Source organism: Streptomyces sp. SJL17-4 (assembly GCF_036826855.1).
Classification (GTDB): Bacteria; Actinomycetota; Actinomycetes; order Streptomycetales; family Streptomycetaceae; genus Streptomyces.
Window position 1 is genome coordinate 1,635,893 of sequence record NZ_CP104578.1, and the last position, 12,651, is coordinate 1,648,543.

Consider the following 12,651-nt stretch of genomic DNA (forward strand, 5'->3'; position numbering starts at 1 on the left):
GTGGCTCTCGATACGGCGGGACGAGGGGCTACAGCTCTCGCAGGGCCGCTTCGAGCATCGCCGCGCCCTCCTCCGCCTCGGCGACGGTCAGCGAGAGCGGCGGGGCGATGCGCAGGATGCTGGTGTTGTGCCCGCCGCCCTTGCCGATCAGCAGGCCGTTCTCGCGGGCGGCCTCCAGGACGGCGGCGGCCGCGTCCGGGTTCGCCCGTTCGGTGCCCGGTTCGGTGAGCTCGATGCCGATCATGAGGCCGCGGCCGCGGACCTCCCGTACCGCCTCGACTCCGGCGCAGGCGGCCCTGATCCGCTCGATGAGCAGACCGCCGACCCGGCGGGCGTTGCCCTGGAGGTCGTGCTCCAGGAGGTACGAGAGGTTGGCGAGGCCGGCGGCCATGGTGACGGGCGAACCGCCGAAGGTGGAGATGGAGTTGGCGTCGATGCTGTTCATGATGTCGGCGCGGGCGACGACTCCGCCGACGGACATGCCGTTGCCGATGCCCTTGGCGAAGGTGAGGATGTCGGGCGGCCCGGCCTGCTCGTGCGCCTGCCAGCCCCAGAAGTGCTCGCCGGTACGACCCCAGCCCGTCTGCACCTCGTCGGAGATCCACAGGATGCCGTGCCGGTCGAGGACCCGGCGGAAGGCGGCGTACAGACCGTCGGGCGGTGCGGTGAAGCCGCCGACGCCCTGGATGGGTTCGGCGATGAGCGCGGCGACGTCCCGGGTGTGCCCGAGGAGGTCCTCGAGGTCGGCGACGCAGGCCTCGATGAACCGGTCGTCGGTGTACTGGGCGTACGGGCCGCGCGTACGGACGCCGCCGTGGACGTACAGGGTCTGCAGCGGCGAGAGGCTGGTGGGCGACCAGGCGCGGTTGCCGGTGATGCCGACGGTGGAGAAGGAACGGCCGTGGTAGCTGTTCCGCATGGCGAGGATCTGGTTCGACCGGCGGTACGCGGTCGCGAGGAGCAGCGCCGTGTCGTTGGCCTCGGTGCCGGAGGTGGTGAAGAAGACGCGGGCGTCGGGGATGCCGGACAGTCCGGCGATCCGCTCGGCGAGCTCCACCATCGGGCGGTTGAGGTAGAGCGTCGAGGAGTGGATGATCCGCCCGGCCTGCTCGGCGACGGCCTTGGTGACCTCGGGCAGGGCGTGGGCGGTCATGGTGGTGAGGATGCCGCCGAAGAAGTCGAGGTACCGGCGCCCGTCGGCGTCCCAGACATGGCGGCCCTCGCCATGGGTGATCTCGAGGGGGTCCTTGTAGTAGAGGGCGACCCAGTCGGGAATGACGGCCTTGTGCCGGTCGAAGAGACTGCTCACGGCTGCACCAGCCCGTCGTACGCGTCGGGGCGCCGGTCCCGGTAGAACGCCCACTGCTGGCGTACCTGCTCGATCAGGCCGAAGTCGAGGTCGCGGACGAGGAGTTCCTCGGTCTTGTCGGAGGCGACGTCGCCGACGAACTGGCCGCGCGGGTCGACGAAGTAGCTCGTGCCGTAGAAGTCGTTGTCGCCGTACTCCTCGATGCCGACACGGTTGATGGCGGCGACGAAGTACTCGTTGGCGACGGCCGCGGCGGGCTGCTCCAGCTGCCAGAGGTAGGAGGAGAGGCCGCGGTGGGTGGCCGAGGGGTTGTAGACCAACTGGGCGCCGTTGAGTCCTAGTTGGCGCCAGCCCTCCGGGAAGTGCCGGTCGTAGCAGATGTAGACGCCGACGCGCCCGACGGCGGTGTCGAAGACCGGCCAGCCGGCGTTCCCCGGGCGGAAGTAGTACTTCTCCCAGAAGCCCTTCACCTGGGGGATGTGGTGCTTGCGGTACTTGCCGAGGTAGCTGCCGTCGGCGTCGATCACGGCGGCGGTGTTGTAGTAGAAGCCCTCGCTCTCGACCTCGAAGACGGGCACCACGATCACCATCCCGGTCTCCCGGGCGAGGTCCCGCATCCGGCTGACGGTGGGGCCGTCGGGGACGGGCTCGGCCCAGCGGTAGTGCTCGGGCTCCTGGACCTGGCAGAAGTAGGGGGCGTTGAACACCTCCTGGAAGCCGATCACCTTGGCGCCCTGACGGGCGGCCTCCCGGGCGTACTCCTCGTGTTTGGCGATCATGGATTCGGTGTCGCCGGTCCAGGTCGCCTGGACGAGCGCGGCGCGTACGACGTCGGTCATGATCTGCTCCTTCGGCACGGCGTCAGAGAGCCTCTACGCACGTAGACGCGGTGCGTAGGAGGAGAACGTAAGCCCCGTCACACCTCGGAGCAAGACCGCCGCCGGGAAGCGGTGGGGTCGATCATGTTTCATACCCGAGTGGTCCACGTCGGACACGTACCGACACGTACACGTACAGACCTGTACCTGCACGTCCGGGCATGACGGAGACGTCCAGGGGCGGGCCCCCGAGCCGGGCGGACATCCGGGGCGTGCGACTGGAGGCCGCCGGGCCCGGCGCCGGAACCGGCGGGGCGGGGCCGGGCGGGGGCATGCGGGGCGGGGGCGGGCGGATCACGCGCCCGCGAGGCCGGCCACGCGGAGGGCGTGCAGGAGGTCGCTCTCGCGGGCCGCGGACACCGCTCGGGCGGCTTCGAGGAGTTGGGGCGCGAGCCCCTTCGGGTCCTCCGCCGCGAGGCGGGCCGCGTCCTCGGGGGCGCGGACCCGGACGAAGGCGGTGAGCAGCGCGTGGGCCTCACGGTGGTGGCCGTCGGCGCGCAGGGCGGCGCACGCTCCGGCGAGTTCCCCGGCGGGGCGCGCGACGCCCTGGCGGAGAAGCTGCTCGCAGTCGGCGGCCCGACCCGCGTCGGCGAGCACCCCGGCGACGGCGGCGAGCCGGCCGGGCGGCAGCGAGGCCGCTTCCCAGAGCAGGATGGACCAGTCGGCGCCCAGCCCGGCCCGGTGCAGTTCCCCGGCGAGGGCGGGCAGCCGGGCGGGGGGCCCGTTGAGCGCCTCGCAGAGCAGCGCGTGCGCCTCGCCGCTACGGCCCTGGGCGCGGAGCCGCTGGAGCGCGTAGACCGCGTTGGCCGCGGCGCGGGCCCCCTCGGCGGGGTCGGCCTCGGAGAGCGCCGTCGGGTCGGCGGCGCCGCCGCCGGGGTCGCCGGCGCGTCCAGCGCCGGCGCGTCCGCCGCCGCCCGGCTCGGCGGCCTCGGCGGACTGGGCGGCGCCCCCGAACCGGGCCCCTCGCGGCGCCGCTCCCCCGGCCGGGAGTAGGGACACGGGTGCGGGCGCGGCCACCGGCCCCTGATCCTCTGCCCCGCCGTCCAGCCAGGCGTAGCGCGCGCCACGCGGGCGGCGCTTGACCCTGGCGGGGCGGGCGCGGGGCTCAACAGGAGGGGCGGGAGGCTCGGCGGATGGGGCGGGAAGCTCGGCGGGCGGAGCCGGAGGCCTCGCAGGAGGAGCGGGAGGCTCGGCACGACGGGCGGGAGGCTCGTCAGGTGGACCTGGCAGCGCGGTACGCGGGGCGGGAGGCTCGTCAGGTGAGACAGGGGGCGTCGCCGTCGACGGCGGAACGGGCCAGGAGGGACCGTCCGGGGCAGGAGGCGTCGGCGTCGCCTCCTCCGTGGCCCCGCCCTTCCCCCACTCCCCGAGCCGCGCGAGCCGCGCCGTCAGGTCGGCCACCCGCGCCGTCGCCCTCGCGTGGTCGTCGCGCGTCCAGGCCAGGTCGTGCTCCAGGCGGGCCGTCTCGTCCGGGCCCGGAGCCGGGGTCACCCGGAGCCGGTCGCCCAGTTCGCGAGCCCGGGACTCGGCGTACCGGCGTTCCCGTGCCATCAGCTCCCGGCGTTCGGTGAGCGCCTCCGCTCCGCCGGGGCGGCGGTCGTGGGCGCCGGTGGCCGCCTCGTACAGCGTCCTGCCCCGGAGTGCGAACGGCCCCCCGAACGGTTCGCCGGCGTCCTGGAGCAGGGACTCGACGATGTCCCAGGGCAGGATCTCCGTCCCGTCGAAGCAGGCGCGCAGCCCCTCCGGGTCGCGTTCGGCGAAGACTCCGTACCAGCCGCCGACCGGCGGCACGCGGCGCGTGAGATCCGTCAGCCAGTGCCTGAACACAGCCACTTCCACCGGGAGTTGATACACCGTCATGCGATCCGCACCTGCCCCGCCGTCGACTGGAACCTTCCGGTCCGCGGGTATTGGACCGCAGTCGTGTTACGGGACGACTACGGACCGTTTTCCTGCGCGTGCCCTACCGCCCAATTCACCCGAACCGCACGACGATCCCGGTGTGCGGGCGCTTCCCGCGCCGGAAGATCATGGCGGGCACGTCGCCCAGCCAGTACTGCCAGGTGTACTTGCGCGAGAGCAGCCCCCGTATCCGGCGCAGCTCCTCCCCCGTCACCAGCCGGCCCTCGCCGGCGAAGCGCGCGGCACCCTCGGCGATGTTGCCGCGCAGGTCGCAGAGGGCGACCTCGACCTTCGGGTCGTTCCCCAGCCGCTTGACCTTCCAGGCGTCCGTGCGGGACAGGGCGTACAGCTCGTCGCCGTCCACCGCGTACCAGACGGGTGTCGCGACCCCCGTGCCGTTCTTGCGGTAGGTGGTCAGGCTGACGTAGCGGCCGCGTCGCAGCTCTTCGGGCATCATGCCCGGAAGCCTATGCCGGGGTCGGGTTGGAGGCGTGGGTCAGGGTCTCCCAGGCGACGAAGAGGTCGTCCGTTCCGCCCGGCCGCTGGCTCAGGGCGAGCTTCGCGGTCTGGGGGAGCTTCATGCCCATCCGTCCTTCGAGGTGGTTGAGGGCGACCTCGACGTCCGGGCCCATGGTCCGCTCGACCTTGCCGCCGCAGAGCCATTTCGGGGCGGTCGCGCCGAGCTGGTAGCGGGCGTGGAACTCCAGGGCCGCGCCGATTCGTTCCGCCTCCTCGCGGTAGAGGTCGACGCCCTGGTGCCAGGCGGTCTCGGCGATGTGGGCGGTGGCGGCGAGCGAGTACCCGATGTGCATGAAGTTGCGGCAGGTCTCCTGGCCGAGCCCGTCGGCGTAGGTGCGCTGCCCGAACCAGTACGTGGCCAGCTCGTCGGCCGTGTCGATCGTCCCGCCGGGCGGCGGTTTGGGCAGTGCTCCGTCGGAGGAGAGGTAGAAGTACGCGGGGACCCGCGCGCGGTAGCGCCGCACCGCGTCCTCGAAGACCGTACGGTCCTCCAGGAAGACCGCCATCCCGATGGCCGCGTCGGTCATCGCCAGCTCCCAGTTGCCGTTGTGGTCGGGCACTTTGGAGGTGACGGCGGGCAGGTAGGCCTTGCGCAGCATCCACTTGAAGCGCTGCACGGCGGGGCCGCCCCACGCCGGGTACCCGGCGTGCACGATCTCGGCGGCACGCGCCCAGGAGGAGCCCGACCAGGCGGTCTGGAGGTCGGCGTCGTCGCGGGTGTGCTCCTTCACCGTCTTCGACCAGGCGTCCATGATCGCGACGGCCTTGGCGGCGTGCGCGGTGTCGCCGGACACCGACCACATGAGGGCGTGGGTGTAGGCGGCGATGGCGTCCTCGCGCTCGGCGACGCAGGCGTCCGTGCCGGCGTTGGACGCGCAGGCGACGATCCTGGCCGGGTGGGGCGTGTAGTCGAGCGAGGCGTACGCGCTCTTCCCCATCGCCTTGTACGCCGAGGTCCAGGGCTCCTCCCCGGCGGCCACCCGGCGGCGCACCGCTTCGAGCTGCGCGCCGCCGACGAGGACGCCGGGGTGGCGGAACCGCTCGGGGGCGACGGCGGCTGGCACGGCCTCCGCGCCGGTCCCGGGGCCGGTGTCCCCGGCGCCGCAGGCCGTGCCGAGCAGGAGCGCCGGACCGAGGAGCGCGGCGAGAAGGATCTTCTGTCGACGGTGCACGGGTCCACGGTCGCCGAGAGCACCGGGACACGCATCCGGGAGTAGGCTCCCCGGATGACCGGCGACCGGCGCGAGGCACCTCGGATGACCGGGCGCGCGATCGGCACGTCGGATGACCGGCTGCCCCGGGGTCAGCCGCCCTGCGCGTACGCGGTCCTGGCCTCGGTGATCTCGGGGACGTGGGCGCGCGTCCACGCGCAGGCGGCGTCGAGGGGATCGATCAGCGAGCGGCCGAGGGCGGTCAGCGCGTACTCGACGCGGGGCGGGTTCTCGTCGTACGCGGTGCGGGTGAGGAAGCCGTCGCGCTCCATGGTGCGCAGGGTCTCGGTGAGGACCTTGGGGGTGATCCAGTGGAGCGGGACGCGCAGCTCGGAGAAGCGGCGCGGCCGTCCGTCCTCCAGGCAGCGGAGGACCACGGCGGTCCACTTGCCGCCGACGCGGATGGGTCGGGCGCGGTCGGAGCAGTCCGGGTCGTGGAAGAGGTCGGCGGGCAGCGGCTGGTTCATGTGCCCGAAGCTAGCCCAGTACCGTTGAAGTAACCAGGTACTCCGGTTCTACGGTCCTGCCATGAGCAACGACATGAGCAACAACCTGAGCAGGAACATTGTCATCTTCGGAGCGGGTGGACGGGTCGGTCGCGCGGCCGTGGCGGAGGCGGTGGCCCGGGGCCACCGGGTGACGGCGGTGGTGCGCGACCCGTCGAAGTACGGGGACCTGGCAGGTGGTTCGGTCACGGTGGTAAGGGGTGATGTCACCGATGCGGCCTCGGTGGCCGCCCTGGCGGTCGGCCATGACGCGGCGTTGAACGCCTCGGTCCGTCTGGACGTCCCCTCGGAGGAGTACTTCACCACGGCGGCCAAGGCGCTGATCGCGGGCCTCGAAGAGGCGGGGGTGGCACGGCTGTTGACCCTGGGGATCGCCACGACCCTGGAGACGGGGCCGGGGGTGCGGATCATGGATGCGCCCGAATTCCCCGAGGCGTGGCGGATGTTCGCACAGGGGCATGCGGCCGAGTTCGACCTGCTGTCCGCCGAGGCGGGGCCGGGGCTCGACTGGCTGATGGTCGTGCCGCCGCTCGACCTGAACGCGGAGGCGGAGGTGACCGGGGGCTACCGGACGGCCGTGGGCACGGTGATCGACGGGGCCGGCCGGATCGCGCACGGGGACCTGGCCCGGGCGCTCCTCGACGAGATCGACCAGCCGCGCCACAGCCGCGTACAGCTGGCGGTGTCGGTCTAGGGGGACGGACGACGGGTGCCGCCGCCACCCACTCCGCCTTCGGCCTACTGGCCGACCCTGCCGTCGACGCACTCGCGCAGCAGATCGGCGTGTCCGCAGTGGCGGGCGTACTCGTCGATCCGGTGCACCATCAGCTCCCGGATCGCGATCCCGTCCTTCCCCACACGTGCGCCCAGGTCCGGATGCTCGGCCAGCTCGGCGTCGAGCGCCGCCTGCTCGCGCTCCAGATCGGCGAACGCGGCGTCGACCACGGCCTGTTCGGCGACGGCCCCGTCGAAGTCCGCGTCCTTCTTGCCGTACAGCTTCGGCAGCGGTTCACCGTCGGTGATCCAGTTGCGCCAGTCCCGCTCCACCTCGGCGAGATGCCGGACCAGGCCGAGCAGCGACATGGTCGACGGCGGAACCGACCGGCGGGCGAGCTGCTCCGCGTCCAGCCCCTCGCACTTCATCCGCAGGGTCAGGCGGTAGTCCCGCAGGGAGTCCCGCAGCGTCGCGGCCTCGCCCTCCGGGCTGGAACCGCCGTTGTTGTTGCGGGGATCGTCGTCCGGGTCCGCCCACATGTCGGGGTAGACGGTTGCCGTGGTCCATCGTGCGGGTTCGTCGCTCATGCGTCGCATGATCGTCCGCGCCCGGTCGGGTGCGCCACCGAATTCCGCGCGCCCGTGAGTCGGGGTCGTCAGACCGGCGCGAGCGCGCACCGGACGACCAGCTCGTCCATCGAGAGACCGAGGACCCGGGCGAGGGCCGCGACGGTGAAGAACGCCGGGGTCGGGGCCCGGCCGGTCTCGATCTTGCGGAGGGTCTCGGCGGACAGTCCGGCGGCGGCGGCGATCTCGACCATCGACCGCTCGCCGCGCGCCTCGCGCAGGAACAGGCCGAGGCGCTCGCCGCGCTCGCGCTCTTCGGGGGTCAGGGGTGTGCGCACCATGACGCCATACTAATACCGGTATAGTAATTGGCATGGTGGAGATCAAGACGGACGAGAACCTGACCGCGATGCGTGCGGCGGGGCGGGTGGTGGCCCGCGCCCTCGCGGCCGTACGGGAGAAGGCAGAGCCCGGAGTGGCGCTGACCGAGCTGGACCGCGCCGCGCGGGAGGTCCTCGCCGAGGCGGGTGCCGGATCGCCCTTCCTCGGCTACCGCCCGGAGTGGGCGCCGGTGCCGTTCCCCGCGGTCGTGTGCGTCTCCGTGAACGACGCCATCGTCCACGGCATCCCGGACGACACCCGGCTCGCCCCGGGCGACCTGGTCTCCGCGGACTGCGGGGCCCTGCTCGGCGGCTGGGCGGGCGACTCGGCGATCAGCTTCACGGTCGGCCCGGCCCGGCCGGAGGACACCCGGCTGATCGCCGCGGCGGAGGAGGCCCTGGAGGCGGGCATCGCGGCCGCCGTCGTCGGCAACCGCGTCGGCGACGTCGCGCACGCGATCGGCCGGGTGTGCCGCGCCGCCGGGTACGGCATCCCGGACGGCTTCGGCGGCCACGGCATCGGCCGCACGATGCACGAGGACCCGGGCGTCCCCAACGAGGGCCGACCGGGCCGGGGCATGAAGCTGCGCCACGGGATGGTCCTCGCGATCGAGCCCATGCTCATCGGGGGCGGCACGGACGACCACTACACGGCGCGCGACGGCTGGACGATCCGCACGCTCGACGGCTCGCGCGCCTCGCACGCGGAGCACACGGTGGCGATCACGGACGAGGGCCCGCGGGTGCTGACGGCGCTGTAGGACGCGGAGGGGGCACCCGTGTGCCCCCCTCCCGCCGCTACTTCCCCGCCGGCCTCACCACCATCGCCGACCCGCCGCCCCGGCGCACGGTCTCGGCCGCGGCCACCCACCGGCCGTCCGGCAGCCGCTGGACACCGGTCGCCGCGCCGATCTCCGGGTTCTGCCGGAACCCGTGGCCGATGGCTTCGAGCTCCGCCCGGACCGGGCTGTTCCACAGCCCGGGTTCGAGTTCGGTGGTGGCCTGGTTGCGCTGGCTGGCCCGCGGCGCGGCGATCGCGTCGACGAGCGGCAGGCCCCGGTCGACGACCCCGGTGAGGGTCTGGAGGACCGTGGTGATGATGGTCGCGCCGCCCGGCGACCCGAGCGCGAGGACCGGCCGGTCGTGCCCGTCGAGGACGATCGTCGGCGAGATCGAGGAGCGCGGCCGCTTGCCCGGTCCGGGCAGGTTCGGATCGTGCACGGCCGGGTTCGCCGGGGCGAAGGAGAAGTCGGTCAGCTCGTTGTTCAGCAGGAAGCCCCGGCCGGGGACGGTGATCCCGCTGCCGCCGGTGGACTCGATGGTGAGGGTGTAGGCGACGACGTTGCCCCACCTGTCGGCCACCGTGAGGTGAGTGGTGTTCTCCCCCTCGTACGTGGTCGGGGCCGCCGTGCCACCGCTCGCGCACGGCACCGGGCTGTTCGGGTCGCCGGGCGCGAGGGGGCTGGTCAGGGCGGCGTCGTCCCGGATCAGGCAGGCGCGCGAGTCGGCGTACCGCTGGGAGAGCAGCCCGCGCGTCGGCACGGACTCGAAGGCGGGGTCGCCGACCCAGCGGCCCCGGTCGGCGAAGGCGATGCGGCTCGACTCGATGAAGCGGTGCAGATAGCGGGCCGGGGAGGCGCTCGCGAGGTCGGTGCCCTCCAGGATGTTGAGGGCCTCGCCGACGCTCGTCCCGCCGGAGGAGGACGGGGCCATGCCGTAGACGTCGAGGTCCCGGTACGAGACCTTCGTGGGCTTGCGGAACTCGGTGCGGTACGCGGCGAGATCCCGTTGCGTCAGATCGCCGGCCCGGACCTTCCGGGTGGCGCCCTCGCGGACCGGGGGCGTACGGACGGTGTTCACGATGTCCCGGGCGAGCGGGCCCCGGTAGAGCGCGCCGACGCCCTCGCGCCCGAGCTTCTCGTACGTACGGGCCAGGTCGGGGTTCTTGAAGACCGAGCCGACGACGGGCAACTGGCCGCCCGGCAGGAACAGTTCGGAACTGGCGGGGAAGTCACGGAAGCGCGCCTCGTTGCCCGCGGTCTGCGCACGGAAGGTGGCGTCGACGGTGAAGCCCTCGCGGGCGAGCCGCTCGGCGGGTTCGAGCAGGGTGCCGAGCCGCTTGCTGCCCCAGGCGTCGAGGGCGGTCTTCCAGGTCGCCGGGGTGCCGGGGGTGCCGACGCCGAGGCCGCTGGTCATCCCCTCCTCGAAGGGGATCGGCGCGCCGTTCTCCACGAAGAGACCGGCGTCGGCCGAGCGCGGCGCGGTCTCGCGTCCGTCGACGGTGTGGACCGTACGGCTCTTCGCGTCGTAGTAGACGAAGTAGCCGCCGCCCCCGATGCCCGCCGAGTAGGGCTCGGTGACGCCGAGCGCGGCCGCGACGGCGACGGCGGCGTCCACGGCGTTGCCGCCCTTGCGGAGCACCTCGACACCGGCGGCCGACGCGTCGGCGTCCACGCTGGCGACGGCGCCGCCGTGGCCGACGGCGACGGGCTCCTTGACCGGAGGTGGCGGGGCGGCCGGTGGGGCCGTGGGCGGGGCGGCGGCACCCATCGAGAGCACCGTCGCCGCGACGGCGAGAACGGAGACCTTCCCAGCGGCGGAGCGACGCATTCCCTACCTCCAGTCAATGACCGTCCGCGCAGCGTAACTTCCCCCGGCCCCTTCCGTCAGGACCGCCTCGAACAGGAGGCCGTTTCCCCGCTAGCATGCGCGCCCATGGACGAAGACCTGCGCAACATCGTGCTCGGGGTGCTCGCTACGGGGGTCAGCGCGTCGCTCGGCTGGCTGGGCCGCACGTACCTCTGGCGGCGGAGGCTCCGCCGCAAGCAGGAGTTCTTCGGCCTGCCGGGGAACTCGGAGTGCCTGCTCGTGGTGAACAGGGAGTCGGGCGGTGACCGCTCGGTCCACCGGTTCGACGTGTTCGCGCTGCTGGAACTGTCCGCGCTGATCAAGGACTGCGGGGCGCAGGCCCGGATCCTGTCGCACGATCAGACCCACCAGGGGTTCGGCGACCGGACGGAGTTCTGCGTCGGCGGCCCCTACTCGAATCGGCGGATGGCGGCCCATCTGGCGACCCTGCTCCCGGGCATCGAGGTGAACGTCGAGGTCGAGCCGGGTGCGGACCGCGGGGCGTTCCTGATCGGCGGGGAGCGCTACCCCTCGGAGCCGGGGGTCAGCGAGTACGTGATCCTCGCCCGGCTCACCGCCGGGGAGGGTGGCCGGCCGGTGTTCCTCTTCTGCGGGCAGCGGGCCATCACCAACCAGGCGGCGACCCGCTATCTCGCCCGCCACTACGAGACGTTGGCGCGCCTGCACCGCTCCGGGTCCTTCGTGGTGCTCCTGAAGGTCGTCAACTCGCAGGCGTACGGCCCCGATGTGGTGGAGCTGGTGGCCGATGTCACGCGCGCGGCGCGGACGGTTCCCGTAGTCGCACCGGCAGCGACTTGATGCCGTTGATGAAGTTGGAGACGAGGCGCCGGGGCGGGCCGGCGAGCTCCAGGCCGCCGGGGCAGGCCCGGCGTACCTCCTCGTGGAGCACACGGAGCTGAAGCCGGGCGAAGTGCGCGCCGAGGCAGACGTGCGGGCCGTCGCCGAAGGACACGTGGGGGTTCGGGGTCCGGCCGAGGTCAAGCCGGTGCGGGTCGGGGAAGACACGCTCGTCGTGGTTGGCGGAGGCGTGGAAGACGACGACCTTGTCGCCACGACGGATCGACTGCCCGGCGAGTTCGGTGTCGATGGCGGCCGTGCGCCGGAAGGAGAGCACGGGCGGGTGGACGCGCAGCAGTTCGTCCACCGCCGTGTCGATGTCGACCTCGCCGCTCCACAACCTCCGCTGTTCATCGGGGTGTTCGGCCAGGGCGAGGAGACCGCCGGGGGCGGCGCTGCGGACCGTGTCGTTCCCGGCGACGGTCAGCAGGAAGAAGAACATCTCCAGCTCGGCGTCGGCGAGTTCGGACATGGCGAGCACGCTCATGACATCATCGGCGGGATGCTCCCGCTTGTGGGCGGCGAGTTCCTGCGCGTATCCGAACATCTCGGCGAGCATGGCGGGCGAGCGCGGATTGACCGGCCGCCCCTCGGCGTCGAGGACGGGCGGCTCGTCGGGGTCCTGGTACGCGATGACCCGCTCGGTCCAGGTATGCAGCAGACCCCGGTCGCTCGGGGGCACTCCGAGCAGATCGGTGAGGTTGAGCAGGGCGTAGTCGTCGGTGACGGCCCGGACGAGGTCCACGTCACCCCCGGCGTCGATCGCCCCCGCGAGCAGCTGCCGGGCCCGCTCGCGCGCGGTGGCACCGAACCGCTCGATCCGCCCGGGGGTGAAGGCCCGACTGACGAGCCGCCTCAACCGGCCGTGCTCCGGCGGGTCCTGATTGAGCATCATGCGCCGAATGAAGGGCAGGTCGGCGGGGTCGGGGTCACGGATCTGGGTGGCACCGAGACACGACGAGTACGCACGGGAGTCCTTCAGCACCCGGACGACATCGGCGTGCCGCGTGACGGCCCAGAACCCGGAACCCGCCGGCCAGCCCAGGACCCCGGCCTCCTCCTGCCAGGCGACGGGCGCGCGGTCGCGCAGGGCGCGGAAGCGGTCGTGCGGGATTCCGGTCGCGTAGATCCGCGGGTCGAAGACGTCGGGTACGCCGCTCGACTCCAGCACCGCGCCTC

At 72.9% G+C, this 12,651-nt stretch carries 13 protein-coding genes; 3 read left to right on the top strand and 10 right to left on the bottom strand.

Going from position 1 to position 12,651, the window contains the following annotated elements; translation table 11 throughout:
* Nucleotides 1-28 precede the first annotated feature (28 nt).
* The 6 genes from N5875_RS07270 to N5875_RS07295 form a co-directional block, all read right to left on the bottom strand.
* Nucleotides 29-1,309: an aspartate aminotransferase family protein gene (locus tag N5875_RS07270; RefSeq protein ID WP_318212742.1), complete on the bottom strand. Its 1,281-nt coding sequence runs from the start codon at nt 1,307-1,309 to the stop codon at nt 29-31.
* Nucleotides 1,306-2,148, bottom strand: coding sequence for a nitrilase-related carbon-nitrogen hydrolase (locus tag N5875_RS07275; protein WP_318212743.1), 843 nt, complete (start codon nt 2,146-2,148; stop codon nt 1,306-1,308). Before N5875_RS07275 ends, N5875_RS07270 begins: the two co-directional genes overlap by 4 nt.
* A 333-nt stretch (nt 2,149-2,481) precedes the next feature.
* Nucleotides 2,482-4,047, bottom strand: coding sequence for a UL36 very large tegument protein (locus N5875_RS07280; RefSeq protein WP_338492355.1), 1,566 nt, complete (start codon nt 4,045-4,047; stop codon nt 2,482-2,484).
* A gap of 115 nt (nt 4,048-4,162) precedes the next feature.
* On the bottom strand, nt 4,163-4,546 hold the full coding sequence (locus tag N5875_RS07285; protein ID WP_338492356.1) for a PPOX class F420-dependent oxidoreductase: 384 nt from the start codon (nt 4,544-4,546) through the stop codon (nt 4,163-4,165).
* A 10-nt stretch (nt 4,547-4,556) separates the two neighbouring features.
* Nucleotides 4,557-5,780: an alginate lyase family protein gene (locus N5875_RS07290; protein WP_338492357.1), complete on the bottom strand. Its 1,224-nt coding sequence runs from the start codon at nt 5,778-5,780 to the stop codon at nt 4,557-4,559.
* Between the two features lie 131 nt (nt 5,781-5,911).
* On the bottom strand, nt 5,912-6,286 hold the full coding sequence (locus tag N5875_RS07295) for a helix-turn-helix domain-containing protein (RefSeq protein ID WP_318212674.1): 375 nt from the start codon (nt 6,284-6,286) through the stop codon (nt 5,912-5,914).
* Between the two features lie 61 nt (nt 6,287-6,347).
* Here N5875_RS07295 and N5875_RS07300 point away from each other — a divergent pair, with 61 nt between their 5' ends.
* Nucleotides 6,348-7,019, top strand: a complete 672-nt coding sequence (locus tag N5875_RS07300) for an NAD(P)H-binding protein (RefSeq protein ID WP_318212673.1) — start codon at nt 6,348-6,350, stop codon at nt 7,017-7,019.
* Between the two features lie 44 nt (nt 7,020-7,063).
* On the opposite strand, the gene N5875_RS07305 is transcribed toward N5875_RS07300, so the two are convergent.
* The gene (locus N5875_RS07305; RefSeq protein ID WP_318212672.1) at nt 7,064-7,636 is read right to left on the bottom strand and encodes a DinB family protein; all 573 of its coding nucleotides are present in this window, start codon (nt 7,634-7,636) and stop codon (nt 7,064-7,066) included.
* A gap of 59 nt (nt 7,637-7,695) precedes the next feature.
* On the bottom strand, nt 7,696-7,947 hold the full coding sequence (locus N5875_RS07310) for a helix-turn-helix transcriptional regulator (protein ID WP_055601124.1): 252 nt from the start codon (nt 7,945-7,947) through the stop codon (nt 7,696-7,698).
* A 32-nt stretch (nt 7,948-7,979) separates the two neighbouring features.
* On the opposite strand from N5875_RS07310, the gene map reads away from it, so the two are divergent.
* Nucleotides 7,980-8,747: a type I methionyl aminopeptidase gene (map, locus tag N5875_RS07315; RefSeq protein ID WP_318212671.1), complete on the top strand. Its 768-nt coding sequence runs from the start codon at nt 7,980-7,982 to the stop codon at nt 8,745-8,747.
* A 37-nt stretch (nt 8,748-8,784) separates the two neighbouring features.
* Here map and ggt read toward each other — a convergent pair whose 3' ends face one another.
* Nucleotides 8,785-10,596 carry a gamma-glutamyltransferase gene (ggt, locus tag N5875_RS07320; RefSeq protein ID WP_338492361.1) on the bottom strand — a complete coding sequence of 604 codons (1,812 nt, stop codon included), beginning with the start codon at nt 10,594-10,596 and terminating at the stop codon, nt 8,785-8,787.
* A gap of 105 nt (nt 10,597-10,701) precedes the next feature.
* Here ggt and N5875_RS07325 point away from each other — a divergent pair, with 105 nt between their 5' ends.
* Nucleotides 10,702-11,433, top strand: a complete 732-nt coding sequence (locus tag N5875_RS07325) for a hypothetical protein (protein WP_338492363.1) — start codon at nt 10,702-10,704, stop codon at nt 11,431-11,433.
* Here the strand turns inward: N5875_RS07325 and N5875_RS07330 are convergent.
* Entirely contained in the window at nt 11,384-12,643 is a 1,260-nt protein-coding gene (locus N5875_RS07330) for a cytochrome P450 (protein ID WP_338492364.1), read from the bottom strand. The genes N5875_RS07325 and N5875_RS07330 overlap by 50 nt on opposite strands.
* Between the last annotated feature and the right edge of the window lie 8 nt (nt 12,644-12,651).

Excerpts from the sequence above, each read along its gene's own strand:
- N5875_RS07275 (WP_318212743.1), bottom strand. The coding sequence starts at position 2,148 with ATGACCGACGTCGTACGCGCCGCGCTCGTCCAGGCGACCTGGACCGGC.
- N5875_RS07280 (WP_338492355.1), bottom strand. The coding sequence starts at position 4,047 with ATGACGGTGTATCAACTCCCGGTGGAAGTGGCTGTGTTCAGGCACTGG.
- N5875_RS07285 (WP_338492356.1), bottom strand. The coding sequence starts at position 4,546 with ATGATGCCCGAAGAGCTGCGACGCGGCCGCTACGTCAGCCTGACCACC.
- N5875_RS07295 (WP_318212674.1), bottom strand. The coding sequence starts at position 6,286 with ATGAACCAGCCGCTGCCCGCCGACCTCTTCCACGACCCGGACTGCTCC.
- N5875_RS07300 (WP_318212673.1), top strand. The coding sequence starts at position 6,348 with ATGAGCAACGACATGAGCAACAACCTGAGCAGGAACATTGTCATCTTC.
- N5875_RS07305 (WP_318212672.1), bottom strand. The coding sequence starts at position 7,636 with ATGCGACGCATGAGCGACGAACCCGCACGATGGACCACGGCAACCGTC.
- N5875_RS07310 (WP_055601124.1), bottom strand. The coding sequence starts at position 7,947 with ATGGTGCGCACACCCCTGACCCCCGAAGAGCGCGAGCGCGGCGAGCGC.
- map (WP_318212671.1), top strand. The coding sequence starts at position 7,980 with ATGGTGGAGATCAAGACGGACGAGAACCTGACCGCGATGCGTGCGGCG.
- ggt (WP_338492361.1), bottom strand. The coding sequence starts at position 10,596 with ATGCGTCGCTCCGCCGCTGGGAAGGTCTCCGTTCTCGCCGTCGCGGCG.
- N5875_RS07325 (WP_338492363.1), top strand. The coding sequence starts at position 10,702 with ATGGACGAAGACCTGCGCAACATCGTGCTCGGGGTGCTCGCTACGGGG.